Source organism: Streptomyces melanosporofaciens, assembly GCF_900105695.1.
Classification (GTDB): domain Bacteria; phylum Actinomycetota; class Actinomycetes; order Streptomycetales; family Streptomycetaceae; genus Streptomyces; species Streptomyces antimycoticus.
Window position 1 is genome coordinate 7,358,178 of record NZ_FNST01000002.1, and the last position, 21,299, is coordinate 7,379,476.

Genomic DNA, 21,299 nt, shown 5'->3' on the forward strand with positions numbered 1-21,299 from the left:
GGTGGATGTGGTGCAGCCGGTGCTCTGGGCGGCGATGGTGTCCCTGGCCGCCGTCTGGGCCGAATACGGTGGGCGGCCGGCCGCCGTGGTGGGCCACAGCCAGGGCGAGATCGCGGCGGCCGTGGTGGCGGGAGCGCTGTCCCTGGAGGACGGCGCCAAGATCGTGGCACTGCGCAGCAGGGCTCTGCGGCGACTCGCCGGAGGCGGGGCCATGGCCTCCCTCGGCGTGGGCCACGAGCGGACCGAGGAGCTGCTGTCCGGGCTCGGCGACCGAGCCGCCGCGGTCGTGGTGGCGGTGGTGAACGGGCCCGAGTCCACGGTGGTGTCCGGACCGCCGGAGCAGGTGGCCGCCGCCGTGACCGCCTGCCAGGAGGCGGGCGAGCGGGCGCGGATGATCGAGGTGGACTACGCCTCGCACAGCCCCCAGGTCGACGCGATCGCCGAGGAACTCACCGAGCTGCTGAGCGGAGTTGAGCCGGTCGGCGCGTCCGGGTCCGGGGTGGCCTTCTACTCCACCGTGACCGGTGGCCGGGTCGATCCCTCCGTCCTGGACACGGGCTACTGGGTGCGGAATCTGCGGGAGCGGGTGCGGTTCGCCGAGGCGATTCAGGCGCTGCTGGCCGATGGCCACCGGGTGTTCATCGAGGCCAGCACCCACCCCGTCCTCACCATGGCAATGCGGGAGAGCTTCGAGCACGCGGAGAGCGGCGCCGCCGCGGTGCCCACCCTGCGCCGGGACCACGGAGACCTGGCCCAGCTCACGAAGTCGGTCGCGCACGCGTTCATCGCCGGGGCCGAAGTGGACTGGTCGGCTGCCTTCCCGGCTGACCCCACGCCTCGTACGGTCGATCTGCCCACGTATGCCTTCCAGCGCCGCCGCTACTGGCTGGACGCCGCGAGCGGCCCCGGCGGGGACCCCGGCGCCCTCGGCCTGGTCGCCGCGGACCATCCGCTGTTGGGCGCCGCGGTGCGGCTCGCCGATGGCAGTGGCCATGTGCTGACCGGACGGCTCTCCTCGCAGACGCATGGCTGGCTCGCCGACCATGTGGTGGCGGGCGTGGCTCTGGTCCCCGCAACGGTGCTGATGGAGTGGGCGCTGCGGGCGGCCGACGAGGCCGGCTGCGGTGCGGTGGAGGAACTCGCACTGCGGCTGCCCCTGGTGATGCCCGCGACGGGCGGCCGGTGTGTCCAGGTGGTGGTGGGCCCGTCCGCCGACGACGGACGCCGTGACGTCGCGGTCTACTCCCTCCCCGACGACGCCCTTCGCACGGGTGGGGACACCGACTGGATGTGCCATGCCGTGGGTGTCCTCGGCCCCGCCGTACGGGAGAGTCGAGCGGGGGAGCTGCCCGGGACCTGGCCGCCGCGCGGAGCGCGGCCGGTGGACACCGATGGGTTCTACGAACGGATCGCCGCATCCGGATACGCCTACGGAGCCGCGTTCCAGGGGGTGCGCGCGGTATGGCGGGACGGCGCCGAACTGCTGGCCGATGTGGAACTGCCCAAGGCCGCGGGAGAGCCCCATGGGTTCGGTATCCACCCCGCCCTGCTGGACGCGGTGCTGCACCCGACGCTGCTGACCGGCCATCTCGATGCCGGGCCGGAGCCGGACGAGGGGCGGATGTGGCTGCCGTTCACGGTGAGCGGCGTATCCCTGTGGGCGGCCGAGGCCACCGCCGTACGGGTCAGGCTCACCCCCCGTCCGCAGACCGCCGAGGACGAGCGGGAACTGCGAGTCGTCGTCGCCGACGCCGTGGGCGCCCCGGTGCTGACGATCGACGCGCTGTTGCTGCGTCCCGCCGAGGCCGATCAGCTGCGCTCCCTGAACACCGGTCGGGTGGCCACCGATGGCGACGGTGGCGGAGGCGTACGGCGGCGCACCGCTGCCGCCGCCGAAGTGCCGTCCGTCGACTGGGCCGCCCGGCTGGCGCGGCTGTCGGCCGTCGACCGATATCGCACGCTCCTCGGCCTGGTGCGCGACCACGCCGCCACCGTGCTGGGCCACACCGATGCCGAGGCGGTGCGCGCCGACGCCAGCTTCAAGGAGCTGGGCTTCGAGTCGCTGACCGCTGTCGAACTGCGCGATCGCCTCGCGGCCGCCACGGGTCTACGGCTGCCCGCGGCCCTGATCTTCCGGCATCCGACCCCGGAAGGCATCGCCCACCACCTTGTGGGACGGCTGTCCTCCGACGGCACCGCCGCCACCCCCACCGTGATCGTCCAGCCGGGCACGCAGGTGCCACGGCAGCCGACGGACGAAATGAGCGCGGCCCAAAGGCTGGAGTCCGCCTCGGCGGATCAGGTCCTTGAGTTTATTGACAACGAGCTTGGTGTGTCCTGAATGTGCCGGGCGCGACGATCGCTGAAGGCCGGGTGACCCTCATGGCGAACGAAGAGAAGCTGGTCGAGTATCTCAAGCGCGTTTCCGCCGATCTGCACGATACGCGTCTGCGTTTGCGCGAGGTGGAGGAGCGTTCCCACGAGCCGGTGGCCGTGGTCGGCATGGCCTGCCGCTTTCCCGGCGGAGTCACCTCCCCGGAGGAGCTGTGGGATCTGCTCGTCTCGGGTGTCGACGCGATCGGGGACTTCCCGACGGACCGCGGCTGGGACCTCGAGAACCTCTACCACCCCGATCCCGAGCACTACGGCACCAGCTGTGTCCGGCAGGGCGGATTCGTCGAGGCGGACCGGTTCGACGCGGCGTTCTTCGGCATCAGCCCCAGGGAAGCGCTCGCCATGGACCCGCAGCAGCGGCTGGTGCTGGAGATGGCCTGGGAATCCCTGGAGCGGGCCGGTATCGATCCGGTGTCGCTCAAGGGCACCCCCACCGGTGTCTACGCCGGTGTGTCCAGTCAGGACTATCTGTCCCGGGCTCCGCGCATCCCGGAGGGATTCGAGGGCTACGCCACCACGGGCGGACTCACCAGCGTGATCTCGGGCCGGGTGGCCTACACCTTCGGTCTGGAAGGGCCGGCGGTGACCGTGGACACCGCATGCTCGGCCTCGCTGGTTGCCATGCATCTGGCGGTGCAGGCGCTGCGGCAGGGTGAGTGCACCCTGGCCCTGGCGGGCGGTGTCACCTCGCTCGCCACCCCCATCATGTTCACCGAGTTCTCCCGGCAGCGCGCACTGGCCCCGGACGGCCGGTGCAAGTCCTTCGCCGCCGATGCGGACGGCACCGGGTTCTCCGAAGGCGTCGGCCTGGTGGTGCTGGAGCGGCTCTCGGAGGCACGGCGCAACCGCCATCGGGTGCTGGCGGTGATCCGCGGCTCGGCGATCAACCAGGACGGCGCCAGCAACGGCCTCACCGCACCCAACGACGTAGCCCAGGAACGCGTCATCGGCCAGGCCCTCGCCAACGCCCAGCTGACGCCGGGCGACGTGGACGCCCTCGAAGCACACGGCACCGGCACCAAACTCGGCGACCCGATCGAGGCCGAGGCACTGACCGCCACGTACGGCCGGAACCGCCCCGCCGACCGGCCACTGCTCTTGGGCTCGCTGAAGTCCAACATCGGCCATACGCATGCGGCGGCCGGTGTGGCAGGCGTGATCAAGATGGTGATGGCGCTTAGGCACCCCCAACTGCCCGCGAACCTGCACCTCGACGTCCCCACCCCGCATGTGGACTGGGAGGGCAGCGGGCTGCGGCTGCTCAACGAACCGATGGAGTGGCCCCACCTGGAACGACCCCGCCGTGCGGCGGTCTCCTCGTTCGGCATCTCCGGCACGAACGCCCATCTGATCCTGGAGCAGGCGCCTGAGAACGATGCGCCCGTGGACCCGGCTTGCTCGGACCTGAGCACGGTTCCGTGGGTGCTCTCGGCCCGCAGCAAGGAGGCGTTGCGGGGGCAGGCTGCCGCTCTGGCTGAGCGGGTGGAGGGCGCGGCCGAGCTGTCGTCTGTGGATGTGGGGTGGTCGTTGGTGACGACGCGGTCGGTGTTCGAGCATCGGGCGGTGGTGGTGGGTGATGACCGCGCCGAGCTGTTGGCCGCCGTGGAGGCGTTGGCCGAGGGCGTGCCGCGTCTGGGTGTGGTGCAGTCGGGTGGGGCGGCGTTGGTGGGTGATGTGGGTCCGGTGCTGGTGTTTCCGGGTCAGGGTTCGCAGTGGGTGGGGATGGGTGCGGAGTTGCTGGATGTGTCGCCGGTGTTCGCGGCGCGGGTGGGGGAGTGTGAGCGGGCGCTGGCGCCGTATGTGGAGTGGTCGCTGACGGATGTGTTGCGCGGCGCGGAGGGTGCGGCGGATCTGGGCCGGGTGGATGTGGTGCAGCCGGTGTTGTGGGCGGTGATGGTGTCGTTGGCTGCGGTGTGGACGGGGTATGGGGTGCGTCCTGCTGCGGTGGTGGGTCATAGTCAGGGTGAGATCGCGGCTGCGGTGGTGGCGGGTGCGTTGTCGTTGGAGGACGGCGCGAAGGTGGTGGCGCTGCGGAGTAGGGCGTTGCGACAGCTGGCCGGTGGTGGGGCGATGGCCTCACTCGGCGTGGGTCACGAGCGGGCGGGTCAGTTGCTCTCCGGCCTGGGCGATCAGGCCGCCGGGGTTGGCGTGGCGGCCGTCAACGGGCCTTCGTCGACTGTGGTTTCGGGTCCGCCGGGGCAGGTGGCCGCTGTCGTAGCCGCATGCCAGGAGGCGGGGGAGCGGGCGCGGTTGATCGAGGTGGATTATGCCTCGCATGGTCCTCAGGTGGAGGAGATCAGGGATGAGTTGAATGAGGTTCTGGCGGGTGTTCGTCCGGTTGGTGGTGGGGCGGATGAGGTGGCGTTCTATTCGACGGTGACCGGTGAGCGGGTGGACGCTTCCGTGCTGGAGGCGGGCTATTGGGTGTCGAATGTGCGGGAGCGGGTGCGGTTCGCTGATGCCGTCGAGGCGTTGTTGGCGGATGGGCATCGGGTGTTCATCGAGGCCAGCAGTCACCCCGTGTTGACTCTCGGTCTGCAGGAGACGTTCGAGCAGGTGGGTGTGGACGCGGTTGCCGTGCCCACGCTGCGTCGCGATCACGGTGGGCAGGCCCAGCTCCTCCACTCACTGGGCCAGGCGTTCATCGCCGGGGTCGAGGTGGACTGGAGGGCCGCGTTCCCGGCCGATCCCACGCCTCGTACGTTCGATCTGCCCACGTACGCCTTCCAGCACCAGCGCTATTGGCTCGACGGTCTCAGCAGCGGCCGGGGTGCCGATCCCACCGACCTCGGCCTGGTCGCCGCGGATCATCCCTTGCTGGGCGCCGCCGTGGAGCTCGCCGACGGCCAGGGCCATCTGCTGACGGGACGGCTCTCGGCACAGTTCCATGGCTGGCTCGCCGACCATGTGGTGGCGGGCGCGGCCCTGGTGCCCGGGACGGCCCTGGTGGAGTGGGCGTTGCGGGCCGCCGACGAGGCCGGCTGCGGGGGTGTGGAGGAGCTGGCGCTCCAGGTACCGCTCGTGCTGCCGCCCCACGGCGGGGTCCGGCTGCAAGTGGTCGTCGGCGGGCCCGGCGCCGATGGCCGACGCGATGTGCGGATGTACTCGCGTCCCGACGGCAGTGGCCACACGGCGGCCGGATGGGTGTGCCATGCGGAGGGCGTGCTGAGCCCGCCTCCCGAGGACTCCGGGCCGGGGGAGGAGTTGGGCGGGGCGTGGCCACCGGCGGGTGCGAAGCCGGTTGAGCCCGTGGACTTCTACGAGCACATCGGGGCGTTGGGGTATGCCTACGGCCCGGCCTTCCAGGGGCTGCGCGCCGTGTGGCGGGACGGCGCTGACCTGCTGGCCGAGGTGGCGCTGCCCGAAGCGGCGGAGGAGCGGACGGGGTTCGGCATCCACCCGGCGCTGCTGGACGCCGCGCTGCATCCCGTTCTGCTGACCGAGGGGTCCACGAGCGACGCCGCCGAGTCGGCCGGTGGCCGGGTGTGGCTGCCGTTCACCTGGAACGGAGTGTCGCTGTGGGCGGCCGGGGCGACCACGGTACGGGTGCGGATCTCTCCGTACGAGCCGAGTGCGGAGGGGGAGCGCACGCTGCGGGTGACCGTGGCGGACGCCCTGGGTGCCCCGGTGCTGAGCGCGGACGCGGTGGTGCTGCGGTCGGCCGACGCCGATCAGCTGCGTACGGCCCAACGTCCGGGCGCCGATGGGCTGTTCGTCATGGATTGGGTGCCCCTGCCTGTTCCCGCGCTGCCCAACGGCGCCGGGCAGTCCACCGAACACACGGCCGATGATGCCGGCTGGGCGATTCTGGGGCCCGGGGACAAGGCTCCGGCCGGGTCCGTCGCCGTATGCCATCCGGATCCGCAGGCGTTGATCAGCGCGCTCGACGCGGGCGCGCCCGCCCCCGCGCTCGTACTGGCACTTGAGCCCGCCAGGCCGGTGGATGCGCGGGGTAGCGGGATCGCGGCCGACGGTCTGGCCTCGGCGGAGCGGGTCCTGGCCCTGCTGCAGGACTGGCTGGCCGAACCACGCCTGGCCGAGGCCCGGTTGGTGGTGACGACGCGTGGCGCCGTCGCGACCGGTGACCTGGATGGCGTTGATCCCACGGCCGAGGGCGTGGATGCGGCGGGGGCCGCGGTATGGGGTCTGGTGCGCAGCGCGCAGGCCGAGAACCCCGGCCGTTTCCTGCTGCTCGACCTCGACCCTCACACCGAGGTGTCGGCCCACCTCGTGACCGACGTGGTGGCGCGCGCCGTGGAGATGGACGAGTCGCAGCTGGCGCTGCGCGCGGGACGGGCGCTGATGCCCCGGCTGGTGCGTGCCGCGCGCAGTGCGGGACTGGCGGCCCCGGTGGGGCGGTCCGCGTGGCGGCTCGGACTCGAGGGCGCGGGGACGGTGGACTGCGTGCGGCCGGTGGCCTGCCCGGAGGTGCTGGAACCTCTGCGGGCGGGCCAGGTGCGGATCGATGTCCACGCGGCGGGCGTCAACTTCCGCGATGCGCTGATCGTGTTGGGGATGTACCCCGGGGACGCGGTGTTCCGCGGCAGCGAGGGCGCCGGTGTGGTGCGGGAGATCGGCCCGGAGGTGACTGGGCTCGCGGTGGGCGACCGGGTCATGGGCCTGTTCGAGGGCGCGTTCGGCCCGCGGGCCGTGGCGGACGCCCGTACGGTCGTGCCCATCCCCGACGGCTGGACCTTCCGGCAGGCGGCCGCGGCCCCCGTCGTGTTCCTCACCGCCTGGTACGGCCTCGTGGTGCTGGGCGGGCTCCAGGCGGGTGAACGGGTGCTGATCCATGCCGCGACCGGTGGTGTGGGGACGGCCGCCGTGCGGATCGCGCGGCATCTGGGTGCGGAGGTCTATGCCACGGCGAGCCCGGGGAAGCATGCGGTGCTGGAGGCGATGGGCATCGATGAGGCGCACCGGGCCTCCTCACGCGATCTGGACTTCGAGGAGACGCTTCGGGAAGCCACCGGTGGCCGGGGTGTGGATGTGGTGCTCAACAGCCTCGCCGGGCCGTTTGCGGACGCCTCGCTCCGCCTCCTCCGCGAAGGCGGCCGGTTGCTGGAGATGGGCAAGACCGATATCCGCGACCCGGAGCGGATCGCGGCGGCGTATCCCGGGGTCCGCTATCACGCGTACGACCTGATCGCCGATGCCGGTCCGGAGCGTATCGGCGAGATGTTGCATGCGCTGGGAGAGTTGTTCACCTCCGGTGTGCTGGAGCCGCCTCCGGTACGGGCGTGGCCGCTGAGCCGGGCGCGTGAGGCGTTGCGGTATCTGAGTCAGGCCAAGCACACGGGCAAGCTGGTCCTGGACGTGCCCGCCCCGGTGGACCCGGACGGCACCGTGCTCATCACTGGCGGGACCGGCACCCTCGGCAAGCACGTCGCCGAACACCTCGTCCGTGCCTGGAACATCCGCCACCTGCTGCTGGTGAGCCGCAGCGGTATGGACGCCCCCGGCGCACCGGAGCTGCTGGCCCGCCTCGCCGACCTGGGAGCCGACGTACGTATCGCCGCCTGCGACATCGGCGACGCCGACCAAGTGGCCGAAGTCCTCGCGGGCATCGACCCGGCACACCCCCTGACCGGCGTCGTGCACGCGGCCGGGGCGCTGGACGACGCGATGCTGCCCTCACAGGATCCGAAGCGGCTGGCGCGGGCCTGGGCGGCGAAGGCCGCGGCGGCGGCCCAGCTGCACACCGCCACCGCGCGTCTGCGGCTGGGCATGTTCGTCCTGTTCTCCTCCTTCGCCTCCGATCTCGGCACCCCCGGCCAGGCCAACTACGCCGCCGCCAACGCCTTCTGCGACGCCCTCGCCACCCGCCGCCAGGCGGCCGGGCTCCCCGGGCTGTCGGTGGCATGGGGGCTCTGGGCGGCCACCAGCGGTCTCACCGCACGGCTGGCCGACGCCGATCTGGCCCGGATCGGCCGCCTGGGCATCAAGGCCAACAGCACCGAGGAGGGGCTGGCGCTGCTGGACGCGGCCTGCCACCACGGCCATCCGCATCTGCTGGCGCTCCACCTGGACACCGGATCCCTCGCCGCGCAGCCCCCCGGCGCGCTCCCCGCCCCCCTGCGGGCCCTCGCCACCGTCGGCGGCAGCGGGCGGGCCCGGCCCACGGCGGCCGCCGGTGGACAGCACACCGACTGGGCGGGCCGGCTCAGGGGGCTGCCCTCCACCGAACAGCACCGGCTGCTGCTCAACCTGGTGCGCACCCAGGCGGCCACGGTGCTCGGCCACGCCGATCCGGGGGTGGTGCAGCCGGACGCGTCGTTCAAGGACCTCGGCTTCGACTCGCTGACCGCAGTGGAGCTGCGCAACCGGCTGGCCGCGGCCACCGGACTGCGGCTGCCCGCGGCCCTGGTCTTCGACCACCCGGAGGCGGCGGCGCTGGCCGAGCATCTGCGCCAGGAGCTCGCGCCGCACGGTGAGCCGGGTGCCCAGGGACCCGGCGTACCCCAGCCCCATCCCGTCCTCAACGAGCTGGTCAGGCTGGAGAACAGCCTGTCGGCCGTCGTCGTCGAGGACGTGGACTCCGGCGCGGTCACCGCCCGGCTGGAGACGTTGCTGTCCAAGTGGAAGGCGATGTGCTCGCCGGCGGAGGCGGACGACGGCAACGCCGTGGAGCGGTTGCAGGTGGCGACCGCCGATCAGGTTCTGGAATTCATCGACAACGAACTTGGCCTGTCATGAACAACGTGGCGCGCCCTTCGCTGAAGGCCGGGTGACCCTCTGTGACGCACGCTAATGAAGAGAAGCTGGTCGACTATCTGAGGCGAGTGGCAGGCGATCTGCACGAAACGCGTCAGCGGCTGCGCGAGTTGGAGGACCGCTCCCAGGAGCCGGTGGCCGTGGTCGGCATGGCCTGCCGCTACCCGGGCGGGGCCGACTCGCCCGAGAAGCTGTGGCGGCTCCTCGCCTCCGGCGCACACGCGATGGGGGAGTTTCCGGCCGACCGAGGCTGGGACCTGGAGGGACTCTTCCACTCGGACCCGGACCACCCCGGCACCAGCCATGCCCGCGAGGGCGGTTTCCTCTACGACGCCGACCGGTTCGATCCCGAGTTCTTCGGGATCAGCCCGCGCGAGGCGCTGGCCATCGACCCGCAGCAGCGGCTCCTGTTGGAGGTGGCCTGGGAGCTCCTCGAACGCGCCGGAATCGACCCGCTCTCGCTGAAGGGCACCTCGACGGGCGTGTACGCCGGGACCGCGCTTCCCGGTTTCGGCACCCCGCACATCGAGAAGAGCGCCGAGGGCTATCTGGTCACCGGCAACGCGCCCAGTGTGCTCTCCGGCCGGGTGGCGTACACCCTGGGCCTGGAGGGACCCGCGGTCACGGTGGACACCGCGTGCTCGTCCTCGCTGGTGTCGATGCATCTGGCGGCGCAGGCGCTGCGGCAGGGCGAGTGCACCCTGGCCCTGGCCGGCGGAGTGACGGTGATGGCGATCCCCAACGTCTTCACCGAGTTCTCCCGGCAGCGCGGGCTGGCTCCCGACGGCCGGTGCAAGGCGTTCTCCGCCGACGCCGACGGCACCGCGTTCTCCGAGGGCGTCGGCCTGGTGCTGCTGGAGCGGCTGTCCGACGCACGCCGCAACGGCCATCAGGTGCTCGCGGTGATCCGGGGCTCGGCCATCAACCAGGACGGCGCCTCCAACGGCCTGACCGCGCCCAACGGCCCGTCCCAACAGCGCGTCATCCACCAGGCGTTGGCGAACGCACGGCTGTCCCCGGCCGAAGTGGACGTGGTGGAGGCGCATGGCACCGGAACCCGCCTCGGCGATCCCATCGAAGCCCATGCGCTGCTCACCACCTACGGCCGGGACCGGTCCGAGGACCGGCCGCTGTGGCTGGGATCGATCAAGTCCAACATCGGGCACACCCAGGGCGCCGCGGGCGTGGCCGGCGTCATCAAGATGATCATGGCGATGCGGCAGGAGACGCTGCCCGCCACGTTGCATGTCGACCAGCCCACGCCCATGTCGCATGGGACACCGGCGCCGTGCGCCTGCTCACCGAAGCCGTCGACTGGCCGCGCGGCGAGCGACCCCGCCGGGCGGCGGTGTCCTCCTTCGGCATCTCCGGGACCAACGCCCATCTGCTGCTCGAACAGCCCCCCGCGGACGAGCCCTCCGCACCGGACCGGACCCCCGGCCCGACCGCCGTGGACACCGCCCCGCAGGTCGCCCGCGTGGTGCCGCGGCTGGTGCCCTGGGTGGTGTCCGCCCGCACCGACCAGGCGTTACGGGACCAGGCCCAGGCACTCGCCGCACATCTCGCCACCCACCCGCGCCTGCCCGTGGCCGATGTGGGCTGGTCGCTCGCCCGGACCCGCTCGGCCTTCGAACACCGGGCCGTGGCCATCGGCGAGGACCGACACGAACTGCTGGCCGCCGTGCGGGCCCTGGCCGAGGGCCGGAGCCACCCCGGGCTGATCCGGGCCACGGCGGCGGCCCGCTCCGGCGGCACCGCCTTCATGTTCACCGGGCAGGGCAGCCAGCGGCCCGGTATGGGCCGTGAGCTGTACCGGACCTTCGAGGTGTTCGCCGCCGCCCTCGACGACGCCTGCGCCCATCTGGACCCGCTGCTCGGCCACCCGCTGCGCGACACCCTCTTCGCGGCCGAGGACACCGACCAGGCGCGGGCCCTGCACGGCACCGCTGTGACCCAGGCGGCCCTCTTCGCCCTGGAGACCGCGCTCTTCCGGCTCGTCGAGTCGTTCGGCCTCACCCCGTCGTTCCTGACCGGCCATTCCGTCGGCGAGCTGGTGGCCGCGCATGTGGCGGGCGTGCTGTCCCTTCCCGACGCCTGCGAGCTGGTGGCCGCCCGCGGCCGACTGATGCAGGCGCTGCCGTCCGGCGGCGCCATGGCGGCCGTCGAAGCCACCGAGGACCAGGTCCTCCCCCTGCTCACCGGCCGTGCGGACCGCGTGGCGCTCGCCGCGGTCAACGGCCCCACCTCGGTGGTCGTATCCGGAGCCACGGAAGACGTCGACGAGATCGCCCGCACCCTGAAGGAGCGAGGGCACCGCACCAAGCGGCTCCGCGTCAGCCACGCCTTCCACTCGCCCCTGCTCCATCCCATGCTCGACGACTTCCGCGACGTGGCGCGGCGGCTCACCTACCACGCCCCGCGCATCCCGGTGATCTCCAACGTCACCGGCCGGCCGGCCGACCCCGAGCAGCTTCGCGACCCCGAGTACTGGGTACGCCACGTCAGCGAGCCCGTACGGTTCCACGACGGTCTGCGTACCCTGCACGGCGAAGGCGTGACGCGCTACCTCGAACTCGGCCCGGACGCCGTCCTCACCACCATGGCCCAGGACGCCCTGGCCGCCGGGACATCCCCTGCCGATGCCTCCGACGCGCCGGCCACCCCTGACCCCGCGCCCGTGTTCGCCACCGCCCTGCGCCCGGGCCGCGACGAGCCCCGTACGCTGCTGACCGCGCTCGCCCTGACGCACATCGGCGGCGCCGCGGTCGACTTCGCCGCCGCCCTCCCCGAGGACGCGGGCCGTGTCGACCTGCCCACCTACCGGTTCCAGCGGCAGCGGTACTGGCGGCCCGTCCCGAACGCCACCGCCGACGTACGCGCCGTGGGCCTCGGCCCGACCGGTCATCCCCTGCTCCAGGCAGCCGTGGAGACACCCGACGGCGGGCTGCTGCTCACCGGCCGGCTGTCCCCGCACACCCACGCCTGGCTCGCCGACCACACCATCGCGGACAGCGTGCCGCTGCCCGGTACGGCCCTGCTGGAACTGGCCCTCCTCGCCGCCGCGCACACCGGCTGCGAACTGCTCGACGACCTCACCCTGGAGACGCCGCTGATCCTGCCCGCCTCCGGCGCGGTACGGATCCAGCTCGCCGTCACCGCGCCCGACGAGATCGGACGACGGGCCGTCACCATCGCCTCCTGTCCCGCCGACGAGGGCGGCGACGCCCTGGACGCCCCGGCCGCCTGGCGCCACCACGCCACCGGCGTACTGGCCGACGCGGGCACGCCACCGCCCGACGACGAACCGCAAACCACGGCCTGGCCACCCGCCGGGGCCACCCCGGTCGACGTGGCGGACCTGTACGAGCGGCTGACCGCGCAGGGCTACACCTACGGGCCCGCCTTCCGCGGCCTGCACACCGCATGGCGACTCGGCGAGGAGATGTTCGCCGAGGTACGCCTGGCCCCGGAACAGCGCGGCGAGGCCGATGGCTACGGACTGCACCCCGCCCTGCTCGACAGCGCCCTGCACCCGGTGGAAGAACTCTTCGGCGGCGACCACGCGCCGGACGGCGCCGAGGGGACCGTGCGACTGCCGTTCTCTTTCAGCGGGGTACGGCTCTTCGCCACCGGCACCACCCGGTTGCGCGTACGCATCACCCCCACCGCCCCGGACACCATCACACTGCGGCTGACCGACGACCACGGCGCACCCGTGGCCACCATCGACGCCCTCGGGCTGCGGGAGGTCTCCGCCGACCGCTGGCGCTCCGCCCGCGCCGCCACGGCCGACGCCCCGCTGTACCGCCTGGACTGGCAGCCGTATCCGGTCTCCGCCGAAACGGCCCCGCCCACGGCGAGTTGGGCCACCGTCGGGTCCCAACATCCGGAGGACCCGGACCTCCCGGCCTATCCGGACCTGGCCGCCCTGCGGGCCGCCCTCGACGACGGACAGCCCGCCCCCGACGTCGTCGTCCTCGCATGCCCCGACGCACCGGACACCGCAACACACCCGGACGAGACGCCTGCCCGTGTCCGCGCGGCAGTCCATCACGTCCTCGGAGCGCTGCGCACCTGGCTCACGGACGAGCGGTTCAGCGGGGCCCGGCTGGTCATCGCCACCCGTGCCGCGGTCGCCACCGGCCCCGGGGACCGCCCCGCCGACCTGGCCACCGCGCCCGTATGGGGCCTGGTCCGCGCGGCCCAGGCCGAGCACCCGGAGCGCATCCTGCTGCTCGACCTGGACGACGACACCGCGTCGCGCGATGTCCTGCGCACCGCCCTTCCGGCCGTCGTCGCCGGTGCCGAATCCGAGGTGGCGGTGCGGGCGGGAACGGCTCATGTGCCCCGGCTGGTCAAGGTCCGCCCCGACCAGGACACCCCGCCCCGCACCCCCCATCAGGGCACCCCGCCGCGCGCCCTCGACCCGGACGGCACGGCACTGATCACCGGTGGCACCGGAGCGCTGGGCCGGCTGGTCGCCCGGCATCTGGTCACCGCACACGGTGTCCGCCATCTGCTGCTGGTCAGCCGGCGCGGGGGCATCACGGAGGACATCGACGCCTTCGCGGACGAACTGACCGCGCTGGGCGCCGCGGACGTACGCATCGCCGCATGTGACGCCGCCGACCCCGAGGCGCTGGCCGCGCTGCTCGCCACCCTCCCCGCGGCGCATCCCCTGACGGCCGTCATCCACGCCGCGGGGGTGCTCGACGACGGTGTGGTCACCGCCATGACCCCCGGGCAACTCGAGACCGTACTTGCCCCGAAGCTGGACGCGGCATGGCATCTGCACCGGCTGACCCGGGACATGGACCCGGCCGCGTTCGTGATGTTCTCCTCCGCCGCCTCCATCATGGGCAACGGCGGCCAGGCCAACTACGCCGCGGCCAACATGTTCCTCAACGCCCTCGCCGAGCACCGCCGCGCCGAGGGACGGACGGCCCATACGCTGGCCTGGGGGCTGCTGGCGTCCGCCGGTGGCATGACCGGCCACCTGGACGACGCGGACCTCGCCCGGCTGGCCCGCTCCGGGATCGCCCCCGTCTCCAGCGAGCAGGCGCTCACGCTGCTCGACACGGCGCTCACCACCGACCACCCCACGCTCGTCCCCGCGCGCTTCGACCTCGCGGCGCTGCGCACCCGGGCCGCCGCCGGGCCACTTCCGCCCGTACTGCGGCGGCTGGTGCACGTCCCCACGAAGGCCGCGCGGAACACCGGGACGAGCTCCTTGTCCGGGCGGCTCGCCGGGCTGCCCACCGAGGAGCAGGACCGGCTCATCGGAGAGCTGGTACGCGACCAGGTCGCCACCGTGCTGGCCCACCCCGCACCGGAGGCCATCGAACTGGGCAGGGCGTTCCAGGACCTCGGCTTCGACTCGCTGACGGCGCTGGACCTGCGCAACCGGCTCAACGCGGCCACCGGCACCCGGATCCCGGCCACCGTCGTCTTCGACTATCCGACCCCCGACGCCCTGGTGCGCTTCCTGCGCGAGCGGCTGGTCGGGAGCGTGGCCGAGACACCGCTGCCGCCGACGGCCACTCTCGTGGCGGCCGACGACGACCCGATCGCCATCGTCGGCATGGCCTGCCGCTATCCGGGTGGCGTCGGCTCACCCGAGGAGCTGTGGCGGCTGGTGGCCGAGGGTGTGGACGCGATCGGGGAGTTCCCCGCGGACCGCGGCTGGGACCTCGCGGGCCTCTTCGACCCCGACCCGGACCACACCGGCACCAGTTACGCCCGCGAGGGCGGATTCCTCTACGAGGCCCCGCGGTTCGACGCCGAGTTCTTCGGGATCTCCCCGCGCGAGGCGCTGGCCACCGACCCCCAGCAGCGGCTGCTGCTGGAGACCGCGTGGCAGGCGTTCGAGAGCGCGGGCATCGACCCGGTGACCCTGCGGGGCAGCCGGAGCGCGGTGATCACCGGGGTCATGTACGACGACTACGGCAGCCGCTTCCTGGGCCGCACCCCGGAGGGCGTCGAGGGCCGTCTGATGACCGGCAGCACACCGAGCATCGCCTCCGGCCGGGTGGCGTTCACCCTCGGCCTGGAGGGGCCCGCGGTGACGGTGGACACGGCGTGTTCCTCATCGCTGGTGGCCATGCACTTCGCGGCCCAGGCCCTGCGGGAGGGGGAGTGCACCCTGGCCCTGGCCGGCGGAGTGACGGTGATGGCCACACCGAACACCTTCGTGGAGTTCTCGCGGCAGCGCGGACTGGCCCCGGACGGCCGCTGCAAGCCGTTCGCCGCGGCGGCCGACGGCACCGGCTGGGGCGAGGGCATCGGTCTGCTCGTCCTGGAGCGGCTGTCGGACGCGCGCCGCAACGGCCGTGAGGTGCTGGCGGTGATCCGCGGCTCGGCCATCAACCAGGACGGCGCCTCCAACGGCCTGACCGCCCCGAACGGGCCCTCCCAGCAGCGGGTGATCCGCCAGGCCCTGGCCACCGCACACCTCTCCCCGGCGGACGTCGATGTGGTGGAGGCCCATGGCACGGGCACCACGCTCGGCGACCCCATCGAGGCCCAGGCGCTGCTGGCCACCTACGGGCAGGAGCGGCCCGAGGGACGGCCGCTGTGGCTCGGCTCCATCAAGTCCAACATCGGGCATACGCAGGCCGCCGCCGGTGTGGCGGGTGTGATCAAGATGGTCATGGCGATGCGCCACGGCCTGTTGCCCGCCTCCCTCCACATCAACGCACCCAGCCCGCATGTGGAATGGGACGAGGACGGAGTGCGGCTGCTGACCGAGGCGGTCGAATGGCCACGGGCCGAACGGCCCCGGCGCGCGGGTGTCTCCTCCTTCGGCATCAGCGGCACCAACGCCCATGTGATCCTCGAACAGGCCCCCGACCAGGCCCAGCACACCGAGCGCGAGCCCGAGCCCGACGGCTCCCGGGTGGTGCCCTGGGTGCTGTCCGCGCGGGGCGCCGAGGCGCTGCGGGACCAGGCGCGGGCGCTGGCCGCGCGGCTGGCCACCGGATCCGCGGCCTCGCCCGTCGAGGTGGGCTGGTCCCTCATCCGCTCCCGCACCCTCTTCGACCACCGCGCCGTGGTGGTCGGCGAGAGCCGCGGCGAACTGATGGCGGCTGTCGAGGCCTTGGCGGCCGACGAGACCCACCCGGGCGTGGTGCACACGGGCACGGCCGCCACCATGGGCGGCGCGGGCCCGGTGCTGGTCTTCCCCGGCCAGGGCTCGCAGTGGATCGGGATGGGCGCCGGGCTGCTGGACGCCTCACCGGTGTTCGCCGCCCGGGTGGCGGAGTGCGAACGAGCGCTCGCCCCCCACGTCGACTGGTCGCTCACCGACGTGCTGCGCGGCGTGGACGGCGCGGGCGATCTGAGCCGAGTGGACGTGGTGCAGCCCGTCCTGTGGGCGGTGATGGTGTCCCTGGCCGCCGTATGGGCGGGCCACGGAGTGCGGCCCGCCGCCGTCGTGGGCCATAGCCAGGGCGAGATCGCCGCCGCCTGCGTGGCCGGGGCGCTCACCGTGGAGGACGGCGCCCGAATCGTGGCCCTGCGTAGCCGCGCGCTGCGCCAACTGGCCGGTGGCGGGGCCATGGCCTCCCTCGGCGTAGGTGAGGAACAGGCCGCGGAGCTGCTGTCCGGGCTCGGCGACCGCGCCGCCGCCGTGGTCGTGGCCGCCGTGAACGGCCCTGCCTCCACGGTGGTGTCCGGGCCGCCGGAGCCCGTGGCCGCCGCCGTGGCCGCCTGCCGTGACACCGGGGAACGCGCCCGGACGATCGAGGTGGACTACGCCTCGCACAGTCCCCAGGTCGACGAGATCGCCGAAGAACTCACCGCACTGCTACGGGGAGTTGAGCCGGTCGGCGCGTCCGGGTCCGGGGTGGCCTTCTACTCCGCCGTGACCGGTGGCCGGGCCGATCCCTCCGCGCTCGACACGGGCTACTGGGTGCGGAACCTGCGGGAGCGGGTGCGGTTCGCCGAGACGATTCAGGCGCTGCTGGCCGATGGCCATCGGGTGTTCATCGAGGCCAGCACCCATCCCGTCCTTACGGTGGGCATGCAGGAGAGCTTCGAGGAGGCGGGTGTTCCCGCCGCCACCGTACCGACCCTGCGCCGGGACCACGGCGATCTCGCCCAGCTGGTGCGGTCGCTGGCCCAGGCGTTCACCGCGGGAGCCGAGGTCGACTGGACCACCCTGTTCCCCACCGACCCCGCGCCCCGCACGGTGCCGCTGCCCACCTACGCCTTCCAGCGCGAGCGCTACTGGCTCGAAGGCACCGCCGGCCGGGGAGGCGACCCCACCGACCTCGGCCTGGTCTCCGCCGATCACCCGCTGCTCGGTGCGGCCGTGGAGCTCGCCGACGGCAGCACCCATCTGCTCACCGGACGGCTGACGGCCGGTGGCGGCGAGGGCTGGCTCGGCGAACACGTGGTGGCGGGCGCCCGGCTGGTGCCGGGCGCGGCCCAGGTCGAATGGGCGCTGCGGGCCGCCGACGAGGCGGGCTGCGGCGCGGTCGAGGAACTCGCCCTGCAGGTCCCGCTCGTCCTCCCCGACACCGGCGGGCTGCGCGTCCAGGTGGTGGTGGGCGAGGCCGCCGACGACGGCCGCCGCGACGTACGGGTGTACTCCCGGCCCGACCGCGACGCCGAAACCACTACGGACCCGGTCTGGGTGTGCCATGCGGTCGGCGTACTCGGCTCCCACGGCGAACCGGCACCCCGGCCCGCCGGAGCCTGGCCCCCGGCGGGCGCGGAGCCGGTGGACACGGATGGCTTCTACGAGCGCGCAGCGGCCGCCGGATACGGATACGGGCCCGCGTTCCGGGGCGTCCGGAAACTGTGGCGCGACGGCGCTGACGTGCTGGCCGAGGTGGCGCTCCCCGAAGCGGCGGGCGACCGGGCCGGATTCGGCATCCATCCGGCGCTGCTGGACGCCGCGCTGCACCCGGCGGGCATGCTCACCGCCGCGGCCGAGCAGCAGCGCGACCCTGACCAGGTGTGGCTGCCGTTCACCTGGAACGGGGTGTCGCTGTGGGCCGCCGGAGCGACCACCGTACGCGTCCGCCTGTCCCCGCGTGAGCAGGGCGCGGACGGCGAGCGGGCGCTGCGGCTGACCGTGGCCGACGCCGTCGGCGACCCGGTCCTGACGGTCGACTCGCTGGTGTTGCGCCCCGCCCGCACGGATCAGCTGCGAACCGCCGGCCGAGGCGCCGTGGACGGACTGTTCACCCTCGACTGGATCCCGCTCCCCGAGGCGGCGCCTGGCACCGACACGGGGCTGCCCGAGCCGGTGGCCGGGGAGGGCGGCTGGGTGGCACTGGGCTCCGAGACCGTGGAGTGGACCCCACCGGTCGTGGTCCGCCATCCGGACCTGGAGTCGCTGGTCGCGGCGCTCGACGCCGGAACACCCGCGCCCTCGGTGGCGCTGACCGCCGTACCGGCCTCGACGGCGGCCGTGGACATCGGGGCCACCGAAGCCGATGCCCTGGCGGCCGTGGGGCGGACCCTGGACCTGCTGCGGGGCTGGCTGGCCGAACCCCGGCTGACCGAGAGCCGTTTGGTGGTGGTGACACACGGCGCGGTCGCGGCCGGCGGCCCGGTGGCGGAGGACTCCGATGCCGGGGCCGTGGACGCGGCCGGTGCCGCGGTATGGGGGCTGCTGCGCAGCGCACAGGCGGAGAACCCGCAGCGGTTCGTCCTGCTCGACCGCGATCCGCACGGCGCGCCCGACGCCGACGAGATCGGCGCGGCGGTGCTGGACGGTGTACTGAGGGCCGTCGCCCTGGACGAACCGCAGGTGGCGGTGGGCTCCGGCCGGGTGTGGGCGCCCCGTCTGATCCGCGCGGGCGGCCCCGGCAGCGGCGGCCTGGTGGGCCCGGTGGGAGAGCCCGCGTGGCGACTCGCCGTGCGGGGCGCGTCCACCGTGGACAATGTGACGCCCGTGCCGTGTCCCGAGGCGCTGGAGCGGCTGGGGCCGGGAGAGGTCCGGATCGCGGTGCACGCGGCGGGCATGAACTTCCGCGATGCGCTGATCGTCGTCGGGATGTACCCCGGAGGCGGGGTGTTCCGCGGCAGCGAGGGCGCGGGCATCGTCGTGGACATCGGCCCGGAGGTGACCGGGCTCGCGGTGGGCGACCGGGTCATGGGCCTGTTCGAGGGCGCGTTCGGCCCCTGGGCGGTGGCGGACGCGCGCATGGTCGTGCCGATCCCCGACGGCTGGAGCTTCCGGCAGGCGGCCGCCGTACCGGTGGTGTTCCTCACCGCCTGGTACGGGCTGGTGGACCTGGCCGGGCTGCGGGACGGCGAAACGGTGCTGATCCACGCCGCGACCGGCGGCGTCGGCATGGCGGCCGTGCAGATCGCCCGCCACTTGGGCGCCGAGGTCTATGCCACGGCCGGCCCCGGCAAGCACGGGGTGCTCGAGGACATGGGCATCGACCAGGCACATCGCGCCTCCTCGCGCGAACTGGACTTCGAGGAGGTGTTCCGCGAGGCCACCGGCGGACGTGGCGTCGATGTGGTGCTCAACAGCCTCGCCGGGCCGTACGTCGACGCCTCCTTGCGGCTGCTGGCCGACGGCGGACGGCTCTCCGAAATGGGCAAGACCGACATCCGCGCTCCCGAACACCTCGCGGCCACGCATCCGGGCGTCCGCTACCGCGCCTTCGATCTGGTCCCCGACGCCGGTCCGGACCGCATCGGGGAGATACTGCGCGAAGTGAGCGAGCTGTTCGCGGCCGGAGCGCTGCGGCCCGCCCCGGTACGGCCCTGGCCACTCAGCCGGGCGCGGGACGCGCTACGACAGCTGAGCCAGGCCCGGCACACCGGCAAGCTGGTGCTGGACGTACCCGCCGCGGTCGACCCGGACGGCACGGTACTGATCACGGGCGGCACCGGCACCCTGGGCGCCTACATCGCCGAACACCTCGTCCGCACCTGGGGGATCGGCCATCTGCTGCTGGTGAGCAGGCGGGGGCCGGATGCTCCGGGCGCCCGCGACCTGGCCGCCCGGCTGGAGGAGCTGGGCGCGCGGGTGCGCCTCGCGGCGGCGGATGTCACCGACGCCACGGCGGTGGCGGAGCTGGTGGCGGGCATCGACCCCGGGCATCCGCTGACCGGAGTCATCCACGCCACCGGTGTGCTGGACGACGCGATGGTGACCTCGCAGACCCCCGAACGGCTGGCACGGGTCTGGACGGCCAAGGCCACGGCCGCGGCCCATCTGCACACGGCCACGGCCCATCTGCGGCTCGGCATGTTCGTCCTCTTCTCCTCCGCCGCGGGCACACTCGGCAGCCCCGGACAGGCCAACTACGCGGCGGCCAACGCCTTTTGCGACGCACTCGCCGCCCATCGGCGCGCCGCCGGGCTGCCCGGCGTATCGATCGCCTGGGGCCTGTGGGCGGACGCCAGCGGGATGACCGGACACCTGGCCGAGGCGGATCTGGCCCGGATGTCCCGTACCGGCGTCGCCGCCCTGAGCACCCGGCACGGCCTGGCCCTGCTCGACGCCGCCGTCCAGCACGGCGGTGACCATCTGGTCGCCGCCCACGTGGACACCCGCACCCTCGCCGGACTGCCCGCCGACAGCCTGCCCGCCACGCTGCACGCCCTGGCCGCCACGGGCGGCGGTGGCGGCACCGGGCGGCGCACCGCGGCGGCCGGGGAAGGCCGCCAGGTCGACTGGGGCGCCCGGCTCGCGGGCCTGTCCACGGCCGAACGGCACCGACTCGTGCTCAACCTGGTCCGTGGCCACGCCGCCACGGTCCTCGGACACGCCGATGTGGACGCGGTGCAGGCCGAGGCCAGCTTCAAGGAGCTGGGCTTCGACTCGCTGACCGCCGTCGAACTGCGCAACCGGCTCGCCGCCGCCACCGGTCTGCGGCTGCCCGCCGCCCTCGTCTTCGACTACCCGGAGGCGGCCGTACTCGCCGACTACCTGCTGGAACGGCTGGCACCCGGCGACGGAGCCGCCCCGGGCCGGGACGCCGTCGACCCGGTCCTCGGCGAGCTGGCCAGGCTGGACACCACCTTGGCCACTCTCGTCACGGACGACGAAGGCCGGCAGCGGATCGCCAAACGGCTGGGCGCCCTGCTGGCGACATGGAACGGCGGCGGGCCCGGTGCCCCGGCCGACGCGACCGGCTTCGACGCCCTCGAAGCCGCCTCGGACGACGAGATGTTCGAGCTCATTGACCGTGAACTGCCCTGATGGAGGCGCGGAACTG

3 protein-coding genes and 1 pseudogene are annotated in these 21,299 nt (G+C 73.5%); all 4 read left to right on the plus strand.

Annotation, left to right across the window (positions count from 1 at the left end; all coding sequences use genetic code 11):
* Position 1: 1 nt before the first annotated feature.
* Positions 2 to 2,341, plus strand: a complete 2,340-nt coding sequence (locus BLV72_RS52170; RefSeq protein WP_425288417.1) for an acyltransferase domain-containing protein — start codon at positions 2 to 4, stop codon at positions 2,339 to 2,341.
* Between the two features lie 41 nt (positions 2,342 to 2,382).
* Positions 2,383 to 9,090, plus strand: coding sequence for a type I polyketide synthase (locus BLV72_RS34600; protein WP_244321147.1), 6,708 nt, complete (start codon positions 2,383 to 2,385; stop codon positions 9,088 to 9,090).
* Positions 9,091 to 9,176: 86 nt separating this feature from the next.
* Positions 9,177 to 10,298 (plus strand): annotated as a pseudogene (locus BLV72_RS50380) (beta-ketoacyl synthase N-terminal-like domain-containing protein); the annotation flags it as partial.
* A 98-nt stretch (positions 10,299 to 10,396) separates the two neighbouring features.
* Positions 10,397 to 21,283 (plus strand): type I polyketide synthase, encoded by a 10,887-nt coding sequence (locus BLV72_RS34605; protein WP_244321148.1) that lies wholly within the window; start codon positions 10,397 to 10,399, stop codon positions 21,281 to 21,283.
* Positions 21,284 to 21,299 lie beyond the last annotated feature (16 nt).